Source organism: Phytoactinopolyspora halotolerans, assembly GCF_010550675.1.
GTDB lineage: Bacteria > Actinomycetota > Actinomycetes > Jiangellales > Jiangellaceae > Phytoactinopolyspora > Phytoactinopolyspora halotolerans.
Genome location: NZ_JAAGOA010000033.1, coordinates 16,381 through 42,236 on the forward strand (window position 1 = coordinate 16,381; position 25,856 = coordinate 42,236).

Annotated in this window: 20 protein-coding genes; 1 reads left to right on the forward strand and 19 read right to left on the reverse strand. The window is 68.4% G+C overall.

Going from position 1 to position 25,856, the window contains the following annotated elements; translation table 11 throughout:
• Positions 1-3: 3 nt before the first annotated feature.
• The 7 genes from G1H10_RS29735 to G1H10_RS29765 all read right to left on the reverse strand — a co-directional run bounded on the left by G1H10_RS29735 (position 4) and on the right by G1H10_RS29765 (position 12,593).
• Positions 4-2,364: an NHL repeat-containing protein gene (locus G1H10_RS29735; RefSeq protein ID WP_163744827.1), complete on the reverse strand. Its 2,361-nt coding sequence runs from the start codon at positions 2,362-2,364 to the stop codon at positions 4-6.
• Between the two features lie 282 nt (positions 2,365-2,646).
• Complete coding sequence (locus G1H10_RS29740) at positions 2,647-5,439, reverse strand: branched-chain amino acid ABC transporter permease/ATP-binding protein (protein ID WP_163744829.1); 2,793 nt, start codon at positions 5,437-5,439, stop codon at positions 2,647-2,649.
• A complete protein-coding gene (locus G1H10_RS29745) occupies positions 5,436-7,667 on the reverse strand; it encodes an MFS transporter (RefSeq protein WP_163744831.1) in 2,232 nt (743 codons plus the stop codon). The genes G1H10_RS29740 and G1H10_RS29745 overlap by 4 nt, the downstream gene beginning before the upstream one ends.
• The gene (locus G1H10_RS29750; RefSeq protein ID WP_163744833.1) at positions 7,664-8,251 is read right to left on the reverse strand and encodes a hypothetical protein; all 588 of its coding nucleotides are present in this window, start codon (positions 8,249-8,251) and stop codon (positions 7,664-7,666) included. Before G1H10_RS29750 ends, G1H10_RS29745 begins: the two co-directional genes overlap by 4 nt.
• The gene (locus tag G1H10_RS29755) at positions 8,232-9,572 is read right to left on the reverse strand and encodes an ABC transporter substrate-binding protein (RefSeq protein WP_163744834.1); all 1,341 of its coding nucleotides are present in this window, start codon (positions 9,570-9,572) and stop codon (positions 8,232-8,234) included. The genes G1H10_RS29750 and G1H10_RS29755 overlap by 20 nt, the downstream gene beginning before the upstream one ends.
• Positions 9,569-11,728 (reverse strand): prolyl oligopeptidase family serine peptidase, encoded by a 2,160-nt coding sequence (locus G1H10_RS34835; RefSeq protein ID WP_163744836.1) that lies wholly within the window; start codon positions 11,726-11,728, stop codon positions 9,569-9,571. Before G1H10_RS34835 ends, G1H10_RS29755 begins: the two co-directional genes overlap by 4 nt.
• A 28-nt stretch (positions 11,729-11,756) precedes the next feature.
• Positions 11,757-12,593, reverse strand: a complete 837-nt coding sequence (locus tag G1H10_RS29765) for a FadR/GntR family transcriptional regulator (protein ID WP_163744838.1) — start codon at positions 12,591-12,593, stop codon at positions 11,757-11,759.
• Positions 12,594-12,821: 228 nt separating this feature from the next.
• On the opposite strand from G1H10_RS29765, the gene G1H10_RS29770 reads away from it, so the two are divergent.
• Positions 12,822-14,402 carry an alkaline phosphatase D family protein gene (locus G1H10_RS29770; protein ID WP_163744840.1) on the forward strand — a complete coding sequence of 527 codons (1,581 nt, stop codon included), beginning with the start codon at positions 12,822-12,824 and terminating at the stop codon, positions 14,400-14,402.
• Between the two features lie 37 nt (positions 14,403-14,439).
• On the opposite strand, the gene G1H10_RS29775 is transcribed toward G1H10_RS29770, so the two are convergent.
• The 12 genes from G1H10_RS29775 to G1H10_RS29825 form a co-directional block, all read right to left on the reverse strand.
• Positions 14,440-14,940, reverse strand: coding sequence for a pyridoxamine 5'-phosphate oxidase family protein (locus G1H10_RS29775; protein WP_163744842.1), 501 nt, complete (start codon positions 14,938-14,940; stop codon positions 14,440-14,442).
• 108 nt (positions 14,941-15,048) lie between these two features.
• Entirely contained in the window at positions 15,049-15,627 is a 579-nt protein-coding gene (locus G1H10_RS29780; RefSeq protein WP_163744844.1) for a dihydrofolate reductase family protein, read from the reverse strand.
• Positions 15,628-15,966: 339 nt separating this feature from the next.
• Positions 15,967-16,710, reverse strand: coding sequence for a class I SAM-dependent methyltransferase (locus G1H10_RS29785; RefSeq protein ID WP_163744846.1), 744 nt, complete (start codon positions 16,708-16,710; stop codon positions 15,967-15,969).
• A 66-nt stretch (positions 16,711-16,776) separates the two neighbouring features.
• The gene (locus G1H10_RS29790; protein ID WP_163744848.1) at positions 16,777-17,571 is read right to left on the reverse strand and encodes an NHL domain-containing protein; all 795 of its coding nucleotides are present in this window, start codon (positions 17,569-17,571) and stop codon (positions 16,777-16,779) included.
• Complete coding sequence (locus G1H10_RS34840; protein ID WP_163744850.1) at positions 17,561-19,138, reverse strand: NHL domain-containing protein; 1,578 nt, start codon at positions 19,136-19,138, stop codon at positions 17,561-17,563. The genes G1H10_RS29790 and G1H10_RS34840 overlap by 11 nt, the downstream gene beginning before the upstream one ends.
• A gap of 48 nt (positions 19,139-19,186) precedes the next feature.
• Entirely contained in the window at positions 19,187-19,309 is a 123-nt protein-coding gene (locus G1H10_RS34225) for a hypothetical protein (RefSeq protein WP_281354470.1), read from the reverse strand.
• Between the two features lie 101 nt (positions 19,310-19,410).
• Positions 19,411-19,869 (reverse strand): hypothetical protein, encoded by a 459-nt coding sequence (locus G1H10_RS29800; RefSeq protein ID WP_163744852.1) that lies wholly within the window; start codon positions 19,867-19,869, stop codon positions 19,411-19,413.
• 166 nt (positions 19,870-20,035) lie between these two features.
• The gene (locus G1H10_RS29805; protein ID WP_163744853.1) at positions 20,036-20,917 is read right to left on the reverse strand and encodes a metal ABC transporter substrate-binding protein; all 882 of its coding nucleotides are present in this window, start codon (positions 20,915-20,917) and stop codon (positions 20,036-20,038) included.
• A gap of 102 nt (positions 20,918-21,019) precedes the next feature.
• Positions 21,020-22,456 (reverse strand): zinc metallochaperone AztD, encoded by a 1,437-nt coding sequence (gene aztD / locus G1H10_RS29810; protein WP_216853798.1) that lies wholly within the window; start codon positions 22,454-22,456, stop codon positions 21,020-21,022.
• Between the two features lie 136 nt (positions 22,457-22,592).
• Complete coding sequence (locus G1H10_RS29815) at positions 22,593-23,420, reverse strand: class I SAM-dependent methyltransferase (RefSeq protein WP_163744857.1); 828 nt, start codon at positions 23,418-23,420, stop codon at positions 22,593-22,595.
• Entirely contained in the window at positions 23,417-23,827 is a 411-nt protein-coding gene (locus G1H10_RS29820) for a Fur family transcriptional regulator (RefSeq protein ID WP_163744859.1), read from the reverse strand. The genes G1H10_RS29815 and G1H10_RS29820 overlap by 4 nt, the downstream gene beginning before the upstream one ends.
• A 115-nt stretch (positions 23,828-23,942) precedes the next feature.
• On the reverse strand, positions 23,943-25,685 hold the full coding sequence (locus G1H10_RS29825) for a bifunctional 3'-5' exonuclease/DNA polymerase (RefSeq protein ID WP_163744861.1): 1,743 nt from the start codon (positions 25,683-25,685) through the stop codon (positions 23,943-23,945).
• Between the last annotated feature and the right edge of the window lie 171 nt (positions 25,686-25,856).

The window sequence follows — 25,856 nt, forward strand, 5'->3', positions numbered from 1 at the left end:
GCACTACCCACCACCGCCGGCGGCAAGCGGCTGTGCCGAACGTCGGCGACGCACCAGCACGTACCCACCGACGGTCCCGGCCGCCAGCAGTGCGCCGATGCTCACCAGGATCCACGGTGCGCTGTTCGCCCCGCCGCCGGCCTCCTCGTTCTCGGCGGACGCCGGTGCCGGGTCCTGGTGGATCCGGGGCAGCACCGAGACCTGATGGCCGTGGGAGAAGTACAGGTTGCCGTGGCCGTCCAATGCGACCGCGGCAGCGTGGGTGTCGCTCAGTGTCGTGATGATTCCATCCGGTCCGATCTGCCGGATCGATCCGCCCGCCCCGAGGTACACCGTTCCGGCCTCGTCGACGACGAGATCGCGGACGTGAAGGAACACCTCGGTCGCCGGAACGTCCTCGGTCGGGTCGTCGTAAGCCGAGCTTCCCGATCCAGCGATCGTCGTGATCACGCCGTCGGTCGTGACGGCACGGATCCGGCGCTCGCGACTGTCGAGGATGTAGAGGGTGCCATCGGCTCCGACGTCGATCCTGGACGGCATGTCCAGCTCGGCTTCAGTGGCGGGCCCACCATCGCCGGAGTACCCCTCGGTCCCGGTGCCCGCGACCACCCGCACCATCCCGTCAAGACCGATGTGGAAGACCTGATTGAGCCGCGAATCGGAGACGTACAGACTTCCGTCCGGTGCGACGGCCACATCCTCGGGGCTGCCGAAAGCCATGTACGTGGCGTCGATTCCTGTCTCGGCGTCGTCCTCCTCGTCCGGCGCGATCCCGATGCCTGCGACCGTGGTGATCAGGCCCGCGGGACTCACCTTTCGGACCCTGCCGTCACTGTAGCCCGCCATGAACAGCGTCCCGTCGGGTGCGACGTCGATACCGTGGACCATGCTCAGCTGGGCTTCGGTCGCCGACCGGCCGTCACCCGCCATCGGTCCTGGTCCCCTAGGCGAGCCGCCATGGTCACCGCCGCCGGCGATCGTCACCATGGTGCCGTCCGGTTCGATCGCCCGCACGCTTCTACTGTCGTCATCGAGCACGTAGACCGTTCCGTCCGGCCCGACCGCGAGGTCGTCCGCACGAGACAACCGCGCGTCGGTCGCCGGTCCGCCGTCTCCGGAAGAGCCGTCCGTGCCGGTCCCCGCGACCGGTGTGACGGCATGCGGAGCCGAGTCGGCCCACAGGTCGGGCGCCTCGGCCGAGGTGTCCGGCGCGTCGGAGCCGGCCGCACTCCCGACCAGCGGAATGCGGTGCACTTGGGCCCGGTCACCGTCGCCGACATACAACGCGCCGTCCGGCCCTACCGCCATCCCGGTGGGCTCGTCGACGTACGTGGGCAGGCTGTCGATGGTGCCGTCCGGCGAGATCACCCGGATCACGTGGTGTTCGGTGTCGGACAGATAGATGGTTCCGTCGGCGGTGGTGGTCATGTTGTACGGGAAGCACAGTTCGGCGTCCGCTGCAGGTCCGCCGTCGCCGGTGTAGCCGCACTCCTCGCCACCGGCGATCGTGGTGATCACACCGTCGGTGTCGATCCGACGGATCCGGTGACTGGGGATGTCGTCCTCGCTGGCGTTCAGCCTGGTGAGGTCTGCCACGTAGATGTTGCCCTCGGCGTCGACCTCGACGTCCATCGGACGGGTGAACGACGCCTCCACCGCCGGTCCACCGTCCCCGCTGGACGCCTCCGCCTCACCGGTGCCGGCGATCGTGGTGATGATGCCCTCGGAGTCGACCCGCCGGATATACCCACCGGCGTCCGCGATGTAGATCTCGCCGGCGTCGCCGACGGCGACATCGACGGGGCTCTCAAGCTGAGCGCTCGTGGCCGGACCACCATCCCCGCCGTACTCATACTCGCCCGTTCCGGCAACCACAGCCGGTCCTCCCCCAGGTTCGACGCGCAGAACCTGGCCGACATAGGCGTCGGCGATGTACAGCTCGCCCTCCGGACCGGTGGCGATACCGCTGACAGCAGCCAGCCCGTCCGGTGTGATCTCCACGTCGTTGCTCTCGGCATCCTCGCGCAGCCCGCCGGCCACGGTACTGATCGTGCCGTGCGGGTCCACCCTGCGGATGTACGTGCCTTTCTCGTTGGAAGTCGTGCGAGTGGCGATGTAGAGATTGCCGGCGTCGTCCAGCGCGACGTCGCGCACCTCGCCGAGCTTCGCATCGACAGCCGGGCCGCCGTCACCGGAGTGACCCTCCTCGCGGGTACCCGCTACCGTCTCCAGCGGGCCTGGTTCGGCCGGCGGCTGCGCCGCGACGGGAGAACTGGCAGGAACGGCCGCGACGGCGCCTTGCGTGGCGGTTCCGAAGAGGAGGGCAGCAACCGATGACAAGGTGAAGAGAATGGCTCGTGTCACGGGAGGCGAGTATCGCACCCCGCGGTATCTTCCCGCTTGCGTCCTCGTTCGAAGCGTCCCCGGTCGAAGCGTCCCTGTCGAAGCGTCCCTGTCGAAGCGTCCCCCGGCGAGGAGGGCCCGCCGGAGGGCTCGTTGCGGTACTCCTTCTCATACCCGGTCCGACCCGATGGTGTTCGCGTTTCCAGACGGCCATCACGCATCGAGGGGCGCTGAGAACGACGTCTGGCGGTCATTCGCGGCTCGGGTCGTGATGGGCCACCTTCTTGGCGATACGGCGTCGGCTCATGTCGTCCCGGGCGTCGCTCCGGAGCGATGAATGGCCCTGCTGTCGTGCCCGAGATAGGCGTCGGCGACCGCGGGATCGGCGCTCACCTCATCTGGCGTGCCGGCCGCGAGCTGACCTCCGTGTACCATCGCCACCAACCGATCGCTGATCCCCATGATGAGCGGCATGTCATGCTCGATCACCACCAACGTCAGGTCGAGCTGCGCTTTCAGACTCATCAGCGTTTCGCCCAGCGCCTCGGTCTCCCGCTGTGCGATGCCGCTGGACGGCTCGTCGAGCAGTAGCAATCTCGGCTCGAGCGCCACCATGCAGGCCAGCTCGGCGATGCGGCGGGTACCGGTGGACAGCTGCCGGACCGGCACATCCCGGAAACTCTGCAGCCCCATCAGATGGATCACTTCGTCAGCGCGTGCCGTCTTCCGTCGGTCCGCGCCGGACAGCCCGGCGATCGCCGCCATCGACCGGGTGGGATGCGTCCGTTCCAGCGCCACCATCACACACTCGGCGACGGTCATGGTCGGGAACAGCGCGGCGTCCTGGAACGAGCGGACCAGCCCGAGCTGCGCTCGTCGTTCGGGCCCATCACCGGTCACGTCGTGTCCGCCGAACCGGACGCTCCCCGAATCGGGCCGCACGAACCCGCCGATCAGCTCGAACAGGGTGGTCTTGCCGGCACCGTTCGGCCCGATCAAGCCCACCGTCTCGCCCGGTTGGACGGTCAACGACATCCCGGCCACCGCTTGCACACCGCCGTAGCTCTTGTGGAGATCGCGGACCACCAGCAGCGGCTCCCTTACGGTCGCGACGTCCCGGTCAGCCCGCACGGCGCTCGTCGCGACCCGGAACGTCGCCCGGCCCGGCGGCGTCTCAGGCTCGCCATGGGTGGCACCCACAGTGTCCACAGCTGGCACGCCGTATACCCGCGCGAGCCCAGCGACCACTCGGTCCCGCAACGCAGTGGCCAGCTGCGCCAGGCCACCCGGAACGTAGAGAATGAGGATCAGCAGACCGAGCTGAGTGGCTGCCAGGCCTGCTGCATCCAACGGGACGAAGGCCGGCAGCCCCAATACCAGCAGCGCGCCGAGAATCGGACCGTAAAGCACGGCGACCCCGCCCACCACCACCATGACCACCAGGTCGATGCTGGCTGTCACCGGGAATGTGCCCCCATCGATGCGCATCAGGGAATGGCCGTAGGCGGCGCCACCCAAGCCCGCGATGAACCCGCTCAGCAGGTACCCCCGCAACTTGACCAGCGACGAGCGGACCGAGAACGCTCGTGCGCATTCCTCGTTGTCCCGGACCGCTCGCAGGAGTCGTCCGAAGCCGGACCGCCGCGCGTTATGCGCCAGCCACAGTGCGACGAGGAGCAGGCCTAACGTGAACCAGTAGTACTCGGTCCCAGTACGCAGCGCGTCGCCACCCGGCAGGACCGGCCGCCCGGGATCGCGACCGGATCCCAGCATGCCGTCGAACACGGTGGGAGCGGCCACCGCGAACGCGAGCGTGGTCACGGCGAGCATCAGCCCGCGCACCCGCAGCGACGGCAGGCCCAGCAACACCGATACGCCGCCCGCCGTCGCTCCGGCAGCGAGCAGGCCTGTCGGAAAACTCCCAGTCGCGCCGGCGACGACCGCCGACGCAAGCCCACCCGCGCCCGCCACGGCGAACTGACCCAGGGTGAGCTGCCCAGCCAGACCGGTCAACAGTCCGACGGCCAAGCCGACAATCATGAAGGCGATGATCCCGTTGATGCGATCGGCGTCCGACTCCGACGCGACGAACGGGATCGTCGCCGCCAGCACGACCGCCCCTGCGGCGACGACGTGGCCAAGGTGGCGAACCAGCCACCGATCCTGCAACGCAGGCGGCAACGGGCGCACTGCCTGCACCGCCGCCCACGAGCCTTTCTCCTCCTCGCGGCCGCCTCGCCGGCGCTGCAGCAGCAACGCGACCAGGATGATCACCAGTAACGCCACGTCAGTCACACCGGCTCGGGGATGGTTCCACAGCAGCACCTGCTCCACCACCCCCAACCCCACCCCGGCACACAAGGCCGCTGGGAGGCTGCTCATGCGCGCGAGCACCGCACAGGCCAGCGCCCGGAGCAGGAGATTCGGCCCGAACGAGTCGCCGGTTGTGAAATCCCGGGCGGCCTGGGTCAGGATCGCGGACAGCGCGCTCAGCACACCCGCGATCCCCCAGGTGAGAGCCGACATGCGAGCCGCCGGGATGCCGGCCATCCGGGCAGCGTCCGGGTTCGACGACGCGGCGCGCACGGCGAGCCCGAAGCGAGAGCGGCGGAGGAAGACGGCGATCCCGATCACCGCAGCGGGCGCGAGGACGATCATTCCGGTATACGCGGAGTCGATATGCAGCGCGCCCAGGTCGAACGTGGGCAGCCCGGGCGGACTCGGGAAGTACGAATCCGACGCGAGACCGAGCGCGTCCGGATTCAGCGCCGCCCCGAGCATGACCAGGAACTGCCCGACACCCAGGGTGGCGACCACGATCATCAGCCGCGGCGCGTGCCGCAGCCGACGCACCACCACCGCCTCGACCGCGGCGCCGATCACGCCGGCGAGAAACAGCGCCAGCGGCAACATGACCCAGTACGGGAGACCGAACCGGACGACGGCGAGGCCGAACAGGATCGCCGCGAACGCCCCGACCTGGCCGTGCGCGAAGTTGATCACTCGGCTCGTGCGATAGATCAAGACCAGTCCCACGCCGAGCAGCCCATACATCAGGCCCATGATCAGCCCGAGGACGACGGGAGCCGCGCTCACGCCTGGCTCACCTCACCCGCGGCCGCACCTTTCAGGAACACCGCGCGCAGCAGGTCCTCCCGTGCCAGCAGGTCAGCGCTCGGGCCGTCGAACCGGATCTCTCCCCGCTCCATGAAATACGCATGACCGGCCAAGCTGAGCGCGATGTTGACGCTCTGCTCGACGAGCACCACGGCGGCCCCGTCGGCATTGATGCGCCGCACCATGTCCAGCAGCTCCCCCACCACGACGGGAGCGAGTCCGAGCGAGAGCTCGTCGATCAGCAGCAGCCGCGGTCGCAAGATCAACGCCTTGGACAACGCCAGCATCTGCTGCTCGCCCCCGGATAAGGTGCCGGCGTGCTGCGTTCGCCGCTGGGCCAGCTGCGGGAAGCGGTCGAAACACTCGTCGACGATGCGTGCCAGCTGGCGTCGGCCGCGCGCCGCCGTGTACCCGAACGCCAGGATGTTCTCCTCCACGGTCATCCGATCGAATACACCATGACCACCGGAGATCTGGGTCATCCCGAGCGAGACACGACGCTCGGCGTCGATGTAGGTCACGTCGTGACCGCGGAACCGGACCGATCCACGGCTGGGGAGACCGACCCCGGAGATGACGCGCAGGAGCGTCGACTTGCCGGCACCGTTCACGCCGAGCAGCGCCACCATCTCCCCTTCGGCGACCGTGAAGTCGACACCGTGCAGGACCTGGACCTGCCCGTACGCGAAATCGACGCTCCGGCAGGCCAGCAGCGGCAGACCGGACCCTTCCGCGGTCATCTCCTTCAGCTTCTCGTCCTCGACGACCTCATCGATCATGCGCTCCAGGTCTTCGCGGATGAACCGTCCCGCACTGCTGATCACCAGGGCTCCGAGGACGCCCGGTACCGCCATGCCGACCATCGCACCGGCGATGCCGAAGCGTTCCTCCATACCACCGAGGAACAGCGCGCCGACGAGACCGCCGGACGCCACTGCCATTCCGGTCAGCGCACCGAGATGTGGACGCATCACCGCCGGCGTGATCGACATCATCGCGATGCCGAGCGCGGGACCGAGAACACTGACGATCGCGGATGACACGCAGAACAGTGCGGCCATCACCGGAAAGCTCGGGGCCAGGGCTCCGACGACGATGCAGCACAGCGCCACTGCGAGTAACAGGCCGGTATTGCGCAGTAGCACGGCTGGATTCTTCCGGAACTGTTTCTCTCCCCGGCTGCCGTAGACGGCCAGGGCCACGATCGACACGCACGCCTGCGCGCCGGCGAACAGAGCGCGCTGGGTGGGGTCGAGGTCCCACTGGCGGTCGAGGAAGAACGCGAAGAAGACCGCCATCGGCACGGTCAGGACACCGAAGATGGAGAAGCCGATCAGCAGTCGCCTCGTGGTGCGGATCATCAGCAAGCGACGGCAGACCTCCCAGAACCGCAGAGACACATCCGGCTCGTGGATGCCGTGGGTGTCGGGACGCAAATCGGTTCCGGCCTGGTGATCGCGGTCACGGACGGCGGCACGGACCCGTTGGGTGTCCCACGCCCCGAACCCCGGATCTCGCAGCCTTAGCGCAGCGATCGACACGGCCAGCGAGATCAGGCCGAGGACGACGAAGACGCCACGCCAGGTCAGGTTGAACCAGCCCGTGCACGCGACGACCAGCAACGGAGCAGCGATCGCTCCAGCCGAGCCCACGGCGGCGTACGCGGACAGCACCCGCACACGCGCCTGCGGGTGGTACGAGTCCATCAGCAACGGCGTGTGCAAGGTGGTCACGCTGCCCGTGGTCAACCCGTTGACGACCAGGACGAGCACCAGCCCGGCCAGGGACACCACGAACCCGGTGGCAAGAGTGAACACACTCCAGATGAAGGCCGTGACCAGGCATAACAGCGCCCGGCGGGCCTTATTCTGACATAGCGCTGCGATCGGCAACGGGGATACCGCGGCGGCGAACCCGGAGACCGCCACCACGGCGGCGATCGTTCCCACGTTCAGCCCGAGCGTGGCGCTGATCTCCGGTGTCAGAACGCTGAACACGAATCCGTGGAACGTGTCCACCACGGATAACAAACCGAGCGCCACCAGTGGATACAGGCGCAGGTCTCGCTCGCGGAGCACATCGAGGAACCGGCCGGTCTCACGGTCGCCGGCCACGCCGAGCTGAACCAGAGCCCGGTCACGGACACGCTGCCGGGTGTGGTCGATCTCGCTGATCGGATCGACTGATCTGCCGTCGGATTCACTCATCGGCCGTCCTCATTCGGGAGGGTGAACTCCGCATACCATGCGCTTTCCCCGATCCGGCGCCCCTCGGAGTCCAATAGCACGATGGTCACCGTGTGCACATCGGAACCGTGGTCGGTGCCGATCCGCGGGATCGAGTCGAGCGTGAAGCTGGTGTCGGTTGTGGTGTAGGCGCCGCGAATCGCGAAGTACTCGCTGTCCGGGCAGGACCGGATCCGCACGCACTCCGGGTCGTCAGCGGCCAGCTCCTCTAGGGTCTCGCCCGGCGGGATCGGCGCGCGGTCCACGAACACGCCGAAGAACCCGGCATCCGGCGAAGCGGGAGCCGATCCCGGAGACACGACCCGAAAGTCGTCGATCCGCCATCGCACGGAGACCGGCAGCTCCGCCGAGGCCCGGTTCTCTGGTGCGAGCACGGTGAGCCGGTCGTCCTGAACGAAGAGCAGGTCGCGCCCGCCGCATGCCGGGACGGCCAGCGCGAGCAGCGCCAGCGCCGCGCAGCCCGCCCGCCGCGAGCCCCTCGCCCCCGTTCTGCGTGCGCGTCCGGTCGATACCGGACCCGCCGCCTCACTCGACGCTGATCGCATCGCCGGCATACCGGAAGCACTCGCACGCGTCCGCGAACTCCAGGTACATCACGCTGGCCACGCCGTCCCGATGGGCTTCGTCGTAGCGGGTATCCCAGGTCGACGCGGATGAGAACGAGTCACCCAGGCCGGAGATCCCCTCCATGAAGGCATGTCCGCTTGCCGGTTCCTCCGCCGCCTCGAGCGCCGCCTTGATCAGGAACAGCTGGTCACAGCGGGACAGCATGTCGGCCTCGTCGGCCGCGGTTTCCGGGTGGAGGTTCTGTGCAGCCAGGATGTCCAGGCATTCCTGCCGCGCAGGAGGTTGCATGGCTGCTTCCCGGTCGGCGACATCCCGCGCCGGGCTGTAGCCGGCGCCCGCCGCACCGGAGAGCTGCTCGACAGGGACGCCCGACTCATGCAGGCTGGCTGGATAATCCCAGCTGGAGATCGCGTATCGGGGGCGGTAGCCCTGCTTCTGCGCGTCGATCATGAACTGCGGGGAACCGCCGAGAAAGATCACATGGTCCACGCCGGCGTCGCGGAACTTGAGGACGGCGCCGGCCACCTGCGCCAGCGTGTCAGCCACGTCCTCCGGCTTCTCCGGACGCGTGATCAGTGCCTCCTCCGCGATCGTCAGCCCTGCTTCCTCGAGAGCGGGTTCCAGTCCGTGGTCTCGCGCGTCGACGTACTCCGGCGCGTCGAAGCTGAAGAACCCGATCGTGGCGTCCGGTTGGAAGAAGCCATGACCGGCCAGCACCTCCACCTGCGTGCGCATCAACCTGGTCAGGTTGAGCGTGGGTGCGCTCACCAGGTACGAATCGTCGTCGAACGTGGACGCCGGTGCGGACGCCGTGGTCACCACGTGTGGCACGCCCTCAGCCGCAAAGCACCTGCGGGTGATGTCGGTATCTCCCGCCGCCGCGAGGAACACCGGACGGTCCTGGGTGAAGTCGGTGCACAGCGCCTGTTCCTCTACGTCGGCCGAGGTAGCGTCGCGCTGGATCCGGTGCCAGACCGGCACGATCTCCCGCCCGCCGATTCCGCCGTCGTCGTTGATGTGCGCCACCAGAGCCTCCACGTACGCTGCCGTGGGGTTGGATGCCAGGTCAGGTTCATCCGTCGCCCGCCCGTTGCCTTCCCCGAAGTACTCGAACCCGATCCGAACCTCGGAATCGGTGATGCCCGACGTCCAGGCATCGACGGGATCGCCGGTCGCCTCCGGCGTAGACGACGTGGTGGTGCCGCAAGCCGCGGCTACCAGCACCACCGTGCCGGCCAGCGCCGCCGTGGCGCCCGTGGTCAGAAGCCTGGGGTGCGCAACTCGCTGCTCGGTGCTCATCGCCGTGGGTCCTTCCGTGTGGTGGTGTGCACGGGCTCATCAAGCGCCTGGGCGGCGGCCCTGGCGCGCATGGATCGTTTCCATTCGTCGTAGCGCTGCTGCTTCACCCGATCGGTGAGCGGGACGTCGCGGAGCCAATAGTCGAACCAGGTGACATCGCGCCGGTAGTCGTCCGCGATGAGCGCCACCTCGTCGGTGACGTGTCCGGTGCGGGGGTATACGACGTACTCCATCGGGACGCCCCGATCGTGCAGAGCGTTGGCGAAGATCGCCGCCTCCATCGCCGCCGGCGACAGCTCACCGCTTTCGATCAGCACCGGGGTGTGGATGCGATGCACGTGGTGCAACGGGGACTCCGCGAGAATGGCATCGCGCTCCGCAGGTTCGAACGGCGAGCCGCGGCCCGTGTTCTCCCGGCACCGCGCGATGTTATCCGGGCTATCCCACTGGAAGGCCATGGTGCGCAAGGTGTCCACCGCGCCCTCGTGGAAGGCCGCGGCCTGAAACCTGTCGCTTCGGGTCAGCCCGTACGCCAGCAGCAGCGCACCGTAGCTGTGCCCCATGACGCCCATCCGCTGTGGATCCGCCCAGCCCTGCTGGATCACCAGGTCGACGCCGCCCATGGCGTCGCGCCAGGGCTCAGCGAACTCCGCGTCTCCGGCGGCGATCGCCCGGCCGAACGTCTCCCCGAAGCCCGGGCGGCCACGCGTGTTGGGCACCAACACCGCGTAGCCGCGAGCGGCCATGGCCAGGACGGGAAAGGCGTAGCTGCCGAATGCGGCCGGCACCATGGTCGGTCCGCCGACGAGTTCGACGAGCAAGGGGTACCGACGGCCGTCCGCATGGTCCGGCGGAAGCATCAGCAGCCCGTGGATGTCGAATCGGTCGTCGGCGCTGCGCCAGCTCAGATGCCGCACGCTCGGCCGGATACGGTCGGCGAGATGTCCGTTGAGCCGTGTCACGGGCCGTGGCGAGGTCGAGTCGAGGTCTGCGACGCACACCTCCTGCGGATCCACCGGACTCTCCCGCACGAACGCCACCCGCCCGGTGGACGATGCTGAGAACGACGAGTGCCAGTGATCCCCGGGTGGCGTGACCTGCACCGGGTCGCCTTCTCGCAGCGGAACGCGAAAGAGGTGCCGTCCCAGCCGGTACGGGTATTCGACGAACATCGCGGACGAGTCAGCGGACCAGAAGATGTTCCCGGCGTCGAAGAGCCGCTCCTCGAACCCCCGCGCCGGATAGGTCAACGCGCTTCCGTCCGGCCGGATCACCGCGGGCACTCCGCCCACGGTCCACGTGTGCTCACCCCGATGTGAGACGAACGCGATCCACTCGCCGTCGGGCGACCACACCGGATGCTCGTCCGCGCCAGGCTGATCGAGGCACGGTTCCAGCTCTCCGGACGCCACGTCGACGATCATCAGGTCGGACCGAGAGTCGGCAGCCGGCCCCGTGTGCTGGGTCGAACCCGCGACCACCAGCCTGCGCCCGTCCGGCGACCAGTCGAATCCGGTGACGTTCAGCGTCCGCGGCCCGAGCTGACTGACCCGCCCCGTTTGGACATCGAGCACGCACAGCGACTGAACGGGTGGCGGCACCTGCCATCCCAGCGTGGATCCACGGGCCAGGTCGATCTCGATACCGTGCCGCACGTCGTCGTCGAGATACGAACCCTCAGGTGCCAGCAGCGGGTGTGACGGCACGTTGCCCTCATCGGCGCCCCGCACGAACGCGATCAGTCTGCCGTCCGGTGACCATCGCAGCACCGAAGAGCCCACTCCGGTCACGACCGCGCCTGAGCCGATGGCGAAGTCCTGCTGACCGCCGTCCACGTGGAGAAGCCGGATACGACGCGCCGGCGCACCCGGCAGGACGTAGGCCACGCACGTCGAGTCCGGACTCCAGCACGGGCCGAGCACGGCATGCGGATGCACGCTGAACTCGTGCGACGTCAATGCGCGAGCCTTGCCGACGGCGATGTCGACGGTCCACAGGTCGACACGGTACCGGTTCTCCGCTGGGAAGCCCTCCCGGCGACGGAACACCACCCGGCGCCCGTCCGGCGAGATCGCCACTTCCGGTGAACCGTTCGACGATTCCGCGATCGTGACCGCCCGGAGCAGGTCCTCCGTCTGGATCGGCCTGGCGCCCACTCCGAGCTCCTCTCACCGTCGCCCGTGCTCAGGACTCGCTGGACGGGCCGCGGGTGGCGCCGTCCGCGGTCGCGCTCGCCGGATCCAGCAGCACGGCCCCGTCTGGGTCCGTCGCCTGATGGGGAAGAGAGGACCGCAGCACGCCTGTCCCGTCGCCGCCGAGCAGCTCCTCGAGCAGCCGACCGGCCACGCCCACGTGTTCCCGCGCGGCCCGTGACGCCTCTTCCGGATCCCGAGCCACGATGGCGTCCAAAAGCCTGCGATGCTCGACTTGCGACGCCTGCACCCGGTTCTCCGGCCACTCCACGAACTCGAAGGCCTCCGCCGTCCGCGCCCGCGCCGTGCGCAGTGTGTCCGCCACGATCGGCAGATCGACGCTGCGCGCCAAGAGATCATGGAATTCCTTGTCGAGCGGCCGGCAGGCTTCCCGGGTGCGCTCGAGCAGCATCTGTTCGATCAGCCACCGTGCCTTCGCCGCGCCCTCCTCGGCCAGCCCGACGGTCGCCAGCCGGTGTGCCACACCGACCTCCAGCATCTCGCGCATGGCGGACATCTGCAGGATCTCCGCGCGATCTCGCCACACTCGGGCACGGCGGACGTCCGCGTTGCTCACCGACAGCGGTGCGACCCACGCACCACTGCCGCGACGGACGTGCACGCGGCCCCATCCTTCTAGTACGCGCAGCGTTTGGAGCGCAATCGGCCGACTCACGCCGAGCAGCTTGGCGATGGCGTCGGCCGAAGGGAGCCGCTCGCCGGGCTGGAACTCGCCCAGGTCCAGCATCTGCACCATCGCCGCGCACGCCCGTTCCACGGCGGTCAGCGGACGCTGCCCGGACGCGGACTGGCCGGATGCACTACTCATGCTCCAGAGCATGGACGAGCGCTACGCCACAAGTCAATAGTGTTTACTTGTTGACTTCTCATGCCGGTCAGCGGCAACCGTCGTGTCAGCTGATCGACGCTGTTGCGGCCATGCGTCCGCGACACACCGCGCGTTCAGACGTCGTTGGCCGAGACATGGCACAGACGTTACCGGGGCGTCGGACTCGCCGTCGTATCGTCAGGCCACCCACTGACGACTGGAGCTGGTATGCAGGCACATCTGACCCGCCGCGGCGTTCTGAGCCTGGCCGGAGCAGGCGTCGTGGCAGCCGCGACGACGGCGTCGTTGCCCGCATTGGTCCGGATGGCCGGCACTGGCGCGCCGACCGGTGCGGATCCGTTCACGCTCGGTGTCGCGTCGGGCGAGCCGATTCCCGGCGGTGTGGTGCTGTGGACCCGGCTCGCGCCCGACCCGTTGGCCGCCGACGGGAGCGGCGGCATGCCCGCGCGCCCGTTTGAGGTGCAATGGCAGGTGGCGCGGGATGAACAGTTCCGCAGTGTCGAACAACAAGGAACGTACGTGGCCCGACCCGAGCTCGGGCACTCCGTACACGTCGAGATCGACGGGCTGCGCCCCGGCCGCGACTACTACTACCGGTTCCGGGCCGGCGACGCCATCAGCCCGGTCGGCCGGACGCAGACCGCTCCCCCAGACCGTTCCAGCGTGGCGCTGAACTTCGCGGTGGCGTCGTGCGCCATGTACGAGCACGGATACTTCACCGCGTATCGCCACATGGCCGAAGAGAACCCCGATTTCGTGGTGTTCCTGGGCGACTACATCTATGAGCACGGGCCGCACGAGTACCAGTCCCCCACCGGCAATGTCCGCACCTTCGCCAACGGCCACACCTACACCCTGGCCGACTACCGGATCAGGTATGCGCAGTACAAGAGCGACCCCGATCTGCAGGCCGCGCACGCCGTCGCCCCGTGGATCGTGACCTGGGACGACCATGAGATCGACAACAACTGGGCGGACCAGGTGCCGGAGAACGACGGACAGACGCCCGAGCAGTTCCTCCGCCGCCGGGCGGCAGCGGCACAGGCCTACTGGGAGAACATGCCGCTGCGCCACTCGTCGGCGCCGTCCGGCATCCACATGCAGCTGTATCGCCGCCTCAGCTGGGGCCGGTTAGCGACGTTCCACGTGCTCGACACCCGGCAGTACCGGTCCGATCAGCCCTGTGGCGACGGCACCAAGGTCGGCTGCGAGGAACGTTTCGACCCCGAGCGCACCCTCACCGGGGCCGAGCAGGAAGCGTGGCTGCTGGACGGCCTCGCCCGCTCGGACGCGGCGTGGAACGTACTGGCGCAGCAGATCTTCTTCGCCCAACGCGACTCCGCCGCCGGGCCGCCGGAGCGCAACTACCTGGACTCCTGGGACGGCTATGCGGCGTCGCGCGACCGCATCGTGCACGGCATCATCGAGCGCCGACCGTCTCAGCCCGTCGTACTCACCGGCGACGCTCACCGTAACTACGCCGCCGACCTGAAGACCGACTTCTACGATCAGTCGTCGGAGACCTTCGGCGTCGAATTCGTCGGGACCTCGATCACCTCCACGGGCGACGGCTCGGACTCGAACTCCGGTGGCAGGACGATCATGAGCGAGAGCCCGCACATCAAGTTCTTCAACAACCATCGTGGCTACTTCCGCTGCCACGTGACCAGGGACATCTGGCAGACCGACTTCCGGGTGCTCCCCTACGTCAGCGAACCCGGCGCACCCGTGGCGACCCGCGCGAGTTTCATCACCGAACGAGAGCACCCGGGGCTACAGTCGGCCTGACCCGTGCCCGAGGTGCGGCGACGGAGAGCTGACGACATCAGCGGTGTTGACGCTCCTCCCGCTGCCGGATCAGCTCTTCGACCGCGCTCGGCAGCGTCGTTTCGAAGTCGATGAGCTTCGCCCACGTCGGGGTCACGACGATCCGGACCATGCCGTCGCGGTACAGCGAACGCACCTCCGCCTCCCATTCGACCCGTTGCTCGGGCGTCATCGTGTAGCTGCTGTTCGGCTGGAGGTACTCGTCGGGGATGCCATCGACGAAGTCCAGCTCCGCCCGACCCCGGATGAGCAGAATCTTGGGCGGGTGCACCTCGGTGTCGATCGTCAGGGCCACCATCGGGTTCTCAACCAGACTGCGGAGCTTCGGAGCGTTCTTCGACGTGCACATGACGATCTCCGAGCCGTTCCAGGCGAACCCGATCGGGACATTCCGCGGTGTACCGTCCGTGGCGACGTAGGCCAATCGGGTCACGTCGCGAGCCAACAGTTCTCTACTGAGCGGTCGGTTCAACACCTCGGTGATCTGGTTCGGTTGCACGGCGATTCCTCCCATTGTCGTTCTCGGCCTGGGGTGGCCGCTGATGTATCCAGGACGGAGCCCGCGCCGCATTGTCGACACTCGGAAGGCCGCGGAAACGCGTCCGACTCAGACATGCAGAGTGGGCCGGTAGATGAGCTCCTGGATGTGACCATCGAGCGTCCGGCTCTCGATCAGCTCCAGGTCGAAGTCGGCCGCACCCTGAAAGATCGGATCCGCCCCGGTCTGACCGGTGATCACCGGGAAGAGTGTCACCTGGACGCGGTCGACCAGACCGGCGGCCATCAGGCCCCGGTTCATCGACAGGCTCCCGTGCGAGCGCAGCGGCACCTCGGACTCCTTCTTGAGCCGGGCGACCACGTCGACGGCGTCACCGCTCGCGACGGTCGCGTCCGGCCAGTCGAGCGGTCCTTCAAGTGTGGTCGACACCACCGTCGCCGGGAGCTCCGTCATCCGGGTGACCCATGGGTCACGCACGTCTGAACCCTCGGTGCTCGAGGCCAGCATCCGCGCGAAAGCCCGATACGTATTGGCCCCGAAGACCATGCGCTGCTCCTCGGTGTACAGGGCAAGGCGGTGGTCGAGCAGTTCGGGACCCTGTTTACCCCAGTAGCCGGTCCAGTTGCCGCCGGCGGCGCCGAAGCCGTCGAGGCTGGAAAAGACGTCGAAGGTGTAGGTAGCGGTCATGATGCTCTCCAATCGTGTTTCTGTCGCGGTACCTGCGTCCCGCGCTTCGGGAGGGCACGCGATTCAACACCCGTCGCGGGCGACCTCTCACCCCTACGACGAACACCGCTGCCCCGATCCGACACCGCCTCGAAGAAATTCGCCTATCTCACGACAGCACGCGGTGAGTACCCGTCGGCCGAGATCGTGATGGCGCTGATCACCGTGCCCACGGATACACCGCGATCGCCGTCGTCTCAGGATTCATGGCTGGAGCATCGCACCATCCACGCCCGCCCACCAGATCGCCGCATCCGCGTGGCGCGAATCCTGGGATACGTGTCCTACCGGCGACGTTCGTCAGCGCACCGGCCGATGCGCCACGAACACGTCTCGGGGCTGCCGCTCGTCTGTGGTCACCTCCACCGCCGCCTGGGCATCGAACCCGGCGTCGCCGAGCACCCGTAGCCAGGTCTGCCGGTCGAACAGGCCGGTCCGGTGCGTCTCATGCACGGCGTGGACGGTGCCGTCGGCCTCCCGCAACAGGAACGCGTACTCGGTGCACACCGAGGTCTCGCCGGGCTCGGGCGGCCCGGTCCACGCAAGGTAGCGGGCGCCGCGCCCGGACTCGTCGTCGCCCCCGCCATGCTCCGTACCCGCCTGGAACGTCTCCACCGTGTGGTCGGGGACGAACACGGCGACGCCGCCGGGGCGGCAGTGGCCGTGTGCCGTCTCGATGACCCGGGCCAGGTCGGCGGTGTCGGTGGCGTAGTCGATGGCGTCATGAACGAACACCGCGTCGAACTCCCGCCCCAGACGAATCTCGCGCATATCGCCGCGGATGTGCTCACAGCCGGGATTGAGCCGTTGCGATACCGCCAGCATCTGCTCGGAGATATCCACCAGCGTCATCGTGAACCGCTCGCTCAGGTGGACCGCATTATTACCGCCGCCGCTGCCCAGCTCCAGGACGTCATGAACGGGCACCGAGGCGGACGAGAGCAACGTACCGAGGTACGCGGCCTCCTCGGCGTACTCGTCGGGCGGGGAGAGCAGCGGCCACCAGTCGGCCAGCTCGCCGTAGAGGCGGTGTTCGCTGGTCATTGCCTCATCCTCCCCCGCACCACCACGAACGACGATGCTCCGCGCATCGCCAACGGGCATCACAAGTTAGTCGGTCGGAGGCGTCCGCGTCGAACGCCGCCGCCGGACCGCGTAACGGGCGACCAGACCCGCCGCCAGCAGAACGCCGATGACCATCGCCCACCACGGCGTGCCGGCCCCGTCCTGGTCGTCATCGGAGGATGCCGGCTCCGGTGCAGAGCGTTCACTGACCTTGTGCAGTACGGAAACCTGAGAATCGTCGATCTGCGTGAAATACACGTTGTCCGAGCCGTCCACCGTGATGCCGAAGGCATTGGCGTCGTCCCCGGCCAGCGTCGTCATGATTCCATCGGGTCCGATCGCCCGGATTGCGCCATGACTGGTGAAGTAGACCGTCCCGGCGTCGTCAACGACGAGATCGCTGGCAGTGAAGTAGACATCTGTGGCCGGTACGCCACGAGGATCGTCGTCGTAGTTGCTGGCCTCATACGTCTCGTTTCCACCGATGGTGGTGATCACGCCGTCGGTCGTAACAGCACGGATCCGGAGCCTGCGGCTGTCGAGGATGTAGAGGGTGCCATCGGCGCCGACGTCGACGCCGGTCGGCTCGTCGAGCTCGGCCTCGGTGGCGGGCCCTCCATCGCCGGAGAAGCCGGCGGACCCGGTCCCAGCCGCGATCTGCACCGTCCCATCCTGGCCGATGTGAAAGACCTGGTGATCGAAAGAACTCACGACGTACAGGCTTCCGTCCGGGGCGACCGCCACGTCACTGATGTGGCGTAACGCCGCGTCCGCGGCTACGCCGCCCGCAGCCGCAGCGCTGCTCTCATCCGGTGGTTGCACGGTGACACTACTGATCACGCCCGTAGTACTGACCTTCCCGGACCCGGCCGTCGTCGAGGCCGACCAAGAAGAGCGTGCCGTCGGAGGCCACGTCGATGCCGGTAACGAAGCGCAGTAGGACCTCCGTCGCCATGCGACCGTCACCCTCCATAAGCCCTGGTCCTCTTACCGAGCCCACCGCGTCACCGCCTCCGGCGACGGTCGTGATCGTACCGTCCGGTTCGATCACGCGTATGCGTTCATTGCCCGCGTCGACAACGTAGAGCGTGCCGTCAGGCCCGGCGGCGACGGCCTTCGGACGGAGAAACTGCGCATCCGGAGCCGGTCCGCCGTCGCCGGAGAACCCTTCGATCCCGCTGCCCGCAACCACAGTGACGAAGCCAGGGACCGCGTCGGCCAATAAGCCGGGCGCGCCGGGCGCGGTCTCCGGCCGGTCTGGGTCGGGACCCGCGTCGAGCGGGATCCGATGGACCTGAGCCTGCTTGCCGTCGCCGACATACAACGCCCCATCCGGGCCGATGGCCAGCGCGGACGGATCGTCGATATACGCGGGCAGACTGTCGATGCTGCCGTCCGGCGAGATTATCCGGATCTGGTGGTGCTTCTCGTCGGTCAGGTAAACGGTTCCGTCGGCGTCCACCGTCAGCGCGGTGGGGCGACACAGCCCGGCGTCGGCCGCAGGTCCGCCGTCGACGATGTAGCCGCACGCCTCACCACCGGCGACCGTGGTGATCACCCCATCGGCGTCGATCCTGCGGATCCGGTGGCCGGGGGCATCGTCGCTGTCGTCGGCGATCCCGAACCTGGTCAAGTCAGCGATGTAGATGTCGCCGTCGGGACCGACCTCGACATCCATCGGAAGGGTGAGCGACACTTCCGTGGCCGGCCCTCCGTCGCCGGACGCCTCCGCCTCACCCGTGCCGGCGATCGTGGTAATGATACCGGCGGCGTCGATTCGCCGGATGTATCCGCTGACGTCGGCCACGTAGAGCTCCCCCTCCTCGCCGACAGCGACAGCGACCGGCACGTCGAGCTGGGCGCTCGTCGCAGGGCCTCCGTCCCCGCCGTGTCCGTGCTCGCCGGTCCCGGCGACCACGGTCGGTTCTCCGCCGGGGTCGAGCCGCAGGACCTGGCCGAAGTCCGCGTCGGCGATGTACACCTCGCCCTCCGGGCCGGTGGCGATGCCTCGGACAGCCGCCAACCCGCCGGACCTGACGTGGGGGGTGTGGTCCTCGTTCTCGACGTGTGGCGCGCCGGCCACGGTGCTAATCGTTCCGTCAGGGTCGACCTTTCGGATGTAGGCATTCTCGTTGTCGGAAGTAACGCTGTCGGCGATGTACAGGTTGCCGGCGTCGTCGAACGCCACATCGCGCACCTGGCCGAGTTTCGCGTCGACGGCCGGCCCACCGTCACCGGCGTGACCGAGCTCACCCGTTCCCGCCACCGTCTCCAGGGGACCGGGCTCGGCCACCGGCTGCGCCGCGGCTGGCGCACGGGCTGAGGCAGCCCGGACGGCGCCCGGCGCGACGGTGCCCATGACGAAGACGGTGCATAGCGACAGGGTGAGGAGGAGTGCTCGTATCACGGGAGGCGATCGTCGCACCCTGCGGTACTTTCCCGCTTGCGCATGCGCTCAGTAGCCGCCACCGCCGCCGTTGCCCGCGCCACCACCGAAGATGATCGCCAACACCAGCAGAACGGCCACGATCGCGATGGCGACCCAGATGGCGGTACGCCTGGTTTTCGTCGAAGCCATCTTTCTCACCTCGACACTCGTATTTCCCATATCGACGGCATTCACGCATGCCGCCGAGACGGTCACGTTCCCATGTCCGCGCCACGGCCGTCCGCTCGACGTCACGCAGCAGTCGTCGCCTTGTCGCGGTTCGCGATCGCCCGGACCACCCACGCCGTGATCATCCCGATGACGGACACCACAGAGAACAGCGTCAGAGTCACGGTCGTGGGATTGACCCAGCCGGGGACGAACTCAACCACCCTCCCGCCGCCCGTACAGGTGGCGCTCAGCCGGAACGGTGCATCCGTCACCTCGTAACGGTTGCCGAGCGCACAATAGTCGTCGATGTCGAACCACGGAATGTACGCGGCGTGTGCGTAGCAGAACACCAGCGTCGCGGAGCCGAGCGACGCGGCACCGACGAGACCGAACGAGGCCGGCGCCGGCCTGCCCCGCCGATGGCCTGACCTCACAACCCGCCATAGCCGACGCACGAGGGCGACGCCGGTGCTGAGGACGGTGATCAGTGCCACCAGCGGGACGAGCAGGATCAGAGCCAGCGTCAACTCACGAGACACGGAACACCATCACCCGTCGCAGCTTAGCGTCAACTCATCTGGTCCAGGACATCCACTCCGACTGTGAGAGTACGTAGAACACCCGCGCGACGACCGCCATCGCGACGACGACGCCGAGCAGCCCTGCGACGACCATGCCGGCGAGGACTATGCCGGTGAGGACCGGTCAGCCGGCGCAGACCAGGCCGCGGGCGAGCGCGTCCAGATTGCTACGCATCACCGCCATGTAGTCGGCCTCGCTGGGACGCTCCATCGGGTCGAGCACGTCGGTGCCCACACCGAGCTCGTCGGCTAGTCGTTCGGCCACTCGCCGGCTGGCGTTGACCTCGAAGAAGACCGTCCGGACGCCGGTGTCCTCCACCACGGACGTCACCTCGCGCAGCCGCGCCGGCGACGGCTCGACCTCCGGGTCGACGCCGGAGATGCCGACCTGGTTCAGGTTGTACCGGGCAGCGAGATAGCCGAACGCCTCGTGCGAGGTCACCACCGTGTCGCCCGTGCATGGGGCGAGCGCCTCGGCGTACTCGCGGTCCAGTTCGACCAGCTCCTCATCGAGCTCCTCAGCACGGGCGCGATACTCCTCCGCCCGGTCGGGATCGACCTCGGCCAGCGCATCGGCGACATCGTGGCCGGCCCACGCCAGCCGCAGCGGATCGAGCCAGAAGTGCGGGTCGAGGCCGGGGTCGGGCCATTCACCCGTTTCCCGCTCGCCCGCGATCTCCACCTCGGTCGCCTCCGCCGTGTCCAGCACCGGCACATCGTCGAGCAGCGACACGGCGTCGTCGGTCGCGGCTTGCAGCCCCGAGAGGTAGACGACCAGATCGGCCTCATGAAGCTCGGCGATCCTCGCCCCCGACAGTTCCAGGGCGTGCGGGTCGGCACCGGGCGGCGTCAAATTGGTGACCTGCGCGTCCTCACCGGCCACCCGTTCGGCGACGAACTCGATGGCGGAGAACGAGGCGATGATCCGTAGCCCATCCCCGCCTCCGCCGTCACGGTCACCCGGCGTCGAACAACCGGCGACGAGAAGGGCGAGGGTTGCGCCCATGCCGAGCACTCCCGCCGTGCTGTGTTGCCTTGTCAATGTGTCTCCCACAGCACGGCGACGGGACCAATCGTGCGCGATCCCGCCGCCTGCCGTCGTCAGTGCCTATTCGTCGTCGTGGTCGTGGTCGCCGTGGTCTTCGTCGTGTTCGTGATCCTCGTGTTCGTGGTCCTCGTCGTCGTGGTCCTCGTCATCGTGGTCCTCGTCGTCGCCGCCGTACTCGGCCGAGACGCCGTCGACGGCATCACCGGTGACGCCGTTGATCTCATTCGGCGTGACCTCCAGTTCGACGCTGTTCCACACCTCACCGGTCGGGATGTCCACCGCATGGATCGTGTCGGCCATCGGGTCGGTCACGTAGGCGGTGCCGTCGAGCATGTGAATGGCCGGACGCGGCTCCTGCCATTCCATCGGCTCCTCCCACTCCTGGATGACCGGGATCGACTCGACCAGTTCCGCACTCTCGGGATCGATCACGTGAATCTGGCCGTCGGTGCCCAGAACGAGCGCTTCGCCGTCATCACCGCGGGCCAGCGAGCGGAAGGTGTAGCTGGCGGGCAGGTCGACCAGCGTGAGCTCCGCAGTACGGGTGTCGACGAGCGACACCCGGGTCGGCCGTTCCAGCTCGGCGTCGGGGTCGCTCTTGTAGTCCCCGAGCACGATCGGCGACGCCTCGGAGCCGGCCTGATTGCCGATCCGTCCGTACTCATCAGGACTCTCGACCTTGGTGATCTCGCCGTCCGAATACACCAGGACGCCGTCCTCGCACCCGATCACGACCGTCTCGTCGGCCGCCATCGCTTCTCCGTGCACCCCTGGACAGTCGTCCGACGCCGCGATCTCCTCGCCGTCGCCGTCCAGCACCCGGATGCCGGTACGGGCCTCTTCGTCGCCCTCGGAGACCACCAGGCTGCCGTCGGTGAGCTCGACGGCCACCCCGTGGTGGGCCGACGGCGTCGTGTACTCGCGGACCTCTGCGTCGGACTCCGCGACATCCCCGGAGTCGAACACCGTGACCTGGCCGGTTCCGTCGTCGAACAGGGCGGTCCGCCCGTGGTGCACGACCACATGGCCCGGCTTCTCGGCGGACACCGATACATCCGTCAGCTCCGGGTCGGCCGTGTAGTAGTGCGAGTGATCGCCGTGCGGTTCCGCCCACGCGCCGACGTCCAGCAGCTGGAACCCGCCGGTGGTGGAGACGTACAAGTGCCGCTCGTCGCCGGCAGGGTTGAGGCGGTTGAAGCCGGCAAGCTCGATGTCGCCGACGACGTCGAGGGTCGCGGCGTCCAGGACCTGGATGCCGCCGTCGTAGGTGATCGCCAGCCGTGGCGAGCGGGCTGCCGCCTCGGTGGCCTCATTCTCATCCGCACCGTCTGCCTCGGGCTCGTCCGTGGCGTCGGTGCCTGCCTCCTCTTCGACGGCTTCGTCGCCCGCCCCGGTCGCGTCGTCGTCGCTGCCACAACCGGCGAGCAACACGGCGGGCAGGGCCAGGCCGGCCAGAGCGGCGGCTCGGTGGCGACGGCCGACCGACAGATGTCTCACCCTGGATAGGACATTCGCATGCGTCGTCATGAGTGATGTCGAGCGCCGACGGCGCCCCACTCCCTTCTCTGTGCCGTTACGGTTCGTCACACACCCTAGCAGAGAATGAGACCGATTCTCATTTCTGTGTGACGGCTCACGCATCCGGCGCGTCAGCGGTACGCCGGATCAGCGCGACGTGTGAGCCGGACGGCTCGATGGACAGGCTCGCGGCGAGGTCCGTCGAGATCACTTCCGTGGTGACGATCCGCCATGCGCTGGTGAATGTGTACCGCCGGAGCATGACCTCGCCGCGCCACACCTCGTAACTGCTGCGTGACTCGTCCGGGCGATCGGGCGCATGATGGCGTGCGCGGTACTCGTATTCACCCAGCGTCCGCACCTCGACGACGTCGCCGCCGGAGCCATCGGCGTCGTTGCCACCGCCAGCGTCGTTCGCACCGTTGGTTTCGTCCGGCGAACCGCCGACCTCGCGCCGGGGCCAATGCACGGTGACCAGCCCCGTCCCGTCGTCGCTCAGGTGAGTCGCGAGCCAGGCGAAGAGCGCGCGCCGGTCCGACTCAGCGAGGTGCCCGAGCATGTGCGCACAGACGAATCCGTCCACTCGTTCCGGCAGTCGCCCCAGGTCAGCGGGGACCGCTCCGGCGACGACGGTCACCCGGGAGGCAAGCTCGGGATCGTCGGCGACGCGGGCGGTCAGGATGGCGCGCATCACCAGGTCGGGCTCGAGAGCGAAGACGCGTGCGCGCGTCTCTTGCGCGATCACGCGCGTACCGATGCCGCTTCCCGCCCCGATCTCCACGATGATCGCCTCGGCGGGAAGTCCGCCGAATGCTGCACGCACGTGTGACCGCAACTCGTCCCAAGGCTCCACCATGAAGAGGTCGTGAAATTCGGCCATCGCGCCGTACGAATCCTGCAGGACGGCCTCACCGCCACGCCAGACGCCGTGCGGGCCGCTCATCGTTCCTCCTTCGCCACGCACCGGCGGCACAGGCCGAGGACTTCGAGCGTGGGATCGACCTCGACGAAGTCGTGTTCCCGCGCCAGCGTGGCGGCCCAGGCGTCCAGCGCGGCGTCGTCGACCTCGACAGCCCGGTGGCACAGCCGGCAGACGAGGTGGTAATGCCGTTCGCGTCCACAGCGCCGGTACAGCGACTCCTGACCGCGACCGTGAACGACGCTGACCTCGCCGGCGTCGACGAGCCGCTGCATGATCCGATAGACGGTGGCCAGGCCGACCGACATGCCTCGCTCGCGCAGCATCGCGTGGAATTCCTGCGCGCTGTGGAACCCGTCGACTTCATCCAGCAGCCGCAGCACCGCCGCGCTCTGCCGCGTCGACCGCAGCCTCGACGTCGTCTCCGTCACAATCGCCTCTCTCGACGACCCATCACTCTCAGGTCGGCAAGCCTATGTAAGAACGATTGTCACTTTCAACTGGAACGAGCGGGTCGAGGCGTCCGTCATTCCGGGCCGTCGAGGATCATTTCGCGTCCGCGTAGCAGTCCGCCACGGCGACGCTCAACGGGAACTGCACCGGGAAGTCGCCGAACAGGAGCCGGCCCGCTTCGGCCGCCGCCGCCCGGACCTCGTCGGCAACAGCCTCGGCCATGGAGACCGGAGTGTGCACCACCACCTCGTCGTGCAGGAAGAGCACGAGGTGCGGCCGCGCGGCGAACGGATCCGGCACCGGCCCCTGCGGCGCCTCGGGCGCCTCTCCCAACGCCCATAGCCGCCGCCGGATCGATGCCATCCAGCACATCGCCCATTCCGCGGCCGTCCCCTGCACCACGAAGTTGCGGGTGAAGCGGCCCCACGAGCGCGAGTAGGATCGCGCTTTCGCGGCCTCACCGTCGCCGTTCTCCTCCAGATAGGCACCTGACTGCGCCTCGTGCCAGGCCTCGCCCGGCGGCGGTGAACTGCGACCCAGGTGCGTCGTGACGATCTCGCCGCGCTCCCCCGCCCGGGCGGCTTCGTCGACGAACGCCAGCGAACGAGGAAACGCCCTCGCGAGCCGTGGCAGCACCTGGCCGCTGGACCCGGTGGTCCCGCCGTACAACGCACCGAGCATCCCGACCTTGGCCAGCTCCCGCGTCTCCACCGCGCCGGACGCCACAATGCCCGCGTACATGTCCGCGCCGCGGCCGTCCGCTCCGCGTCCGGCGGCGGCCATCGCCTCATCGCCCGCCATCCCGGCCAGCACCCGCGGCTCGAGCTGGGCAGCATCGGCGACGACGAAGGTCCACCCGGGGTCGGCGACCACCGCCCGGCGCACATTCTTCGGCAGCTGCAGCGCTCCCCCGCCGCTGGATGCCCACCGGCCGGTGACCACGCCGCCGACCACGTACTCGCTGCGGAAACGGCCGCCTCGGACCCATGCGTCCAGCCAGGTCCACCCGCTGGCGGTCAGCATCCGATACAGCGACTTGTACTCCAGCAGCGGTTCGATGACCGGGTGGTCGAGCCGCTCCAGCTCCCACTTGCGCAGGCTACGCGCGCCGACGCCGGCCAGGTCCATCGCCTTGAGCAGGTCCCGGGGCGAATCGGGGTTCAGGCTCGGCGGAGCTTCCAACGCGTCCCGGATCCGTTCGGCGAGCCGTTCCAAGCGCGCCGGCCGCTCCCCGGCTCGCGGCCGCGGGCCGAGGATCTCGGTGAGGATCGCGTCGTGGATGTCGGCCCGCCACGGCAGCCCTGCGTGGTGCATCTCCACCGCCACCAGAGCGCCGGCGGACTCCGCCGCCAGCAGCAGCCGCAACCGCCCCGCCGCGGACGAACCCTCCACCGCCGCGTTCTGGATGTGAAGCTCCGCGACGGGATCCGGCCCGGGTGTCTGCGTCGCCGGCTCCACACCGGCGAACAGCGCCGCCGGCGCATCAGCCGCCGGCGTCGTCGTGGCTGCCGCCAGCGGTGCCGGCATCATCTGACCCCACGGACCGGCGGGTGTCCCGGCGGGTTCCGGCCACGTCGCCAGCGCCGAGCGCCGCAGAATACGATGCGCCAATCGCAGGTCGTGGGCCCGCTCGATACGCACGCCCGCCGTCAGCAGCGCCGGGTACCACCGGTTCGTGTCATCCCACGTCCATCGCGGCTTCACCGCTGACGCGGCTTCCGCCTCGCGCACCACGCAGGCCAAGACCGCCGCTCTCACCTGCTGTTCGTCGCCGAAGGCACGCACATCGACGACCCGCACGGTGTCTCCGGGCTCAGGGACGACGACGGGCTGCACGCACTCATCATGCCTCCGACCACTGACAGAGATGCGCCGAACGCGCGCGACCCGATCCGGCCCTCGGCACGACGACGAACCACGTAACGCGGGCGATCGCCCTGATCACCAGCTGGTTGTTCCGCCCGAAGCGGCGGTAGGCGAGACGTGAGCTGCGTACTGCGCATCCGT

Coding starts and splice junctions, on each gene's coding strand:
- G1H10_RS29745 (WP_163744831.1), bottom strand. CDS start 7,667: ATGAGTGAATCCGACGGCAGATCAGTCGATCCGATCAGCGAGATCGAC.
- G1H10_RS29750 (WP_163744833.1), bottom strand. CDS start 8,251: ATGCGATCAGCGTCGAGTGAGGCGGCGGGTCCGGTATCGACCGGACGC.
- G1H10_RS29755 (WP_163744834.1), bottom strand. CDS start 9,572: ATGAGCACCGAGCAGCGAGTTGCGCACCCCAGGCTTCTGACCACGGGC.
- G1H10_RS29765 (WP_163744838.1), bottom strand. CDS start 12,593: ATGAGTAGTGCATCCGGCCAGTCCGCGTCCGGGCAGCGTCCGCTGACC.
- G1H10_RS29770 (WP_163744840.1), top strand. CDS start 12,822: ATGCAGGCACATCTGACCCGCCGCGGCGTTCTGAGCCTGGCCGGAGCA.
- G1H10_RS29780 (WP_163744844.1), bottom strand. CDS start 15,627: ATGACCGCTACCTACACCTTCGACGTCTTTTCCAGCCTCGACGGCTTC.
- G1H10_RS29785 (WP_163744846.1), bottom strand. CDS start 16,710: ATGACCAGCGAACACCGCCTCTACGGCGAGCTGGCCGACTGGTGGCCG.
- G1H10_RS34225 (WP_281354470.1), bottom strand. CDS start 19,309: ATGGCTTCGACGAAAACCAGGCGTACCGCCATCTGGGTCGCCATCGCG.
- G1H10_RS29805 (WP_163744853.1), bottom strand. CDS start 20,917: ATGGGCGCAACCCTCGCCCTTCTCGTCGCCGGTTGTTCGACGCCGGGT.
- G1H10_RS29815 (WP_163744857.1), bottom strand. CDS start 23,420: ATGAGCGGCCCGCACGGCGTCTGGCGTGGCGGTGAGGCCGTCCTGCAG.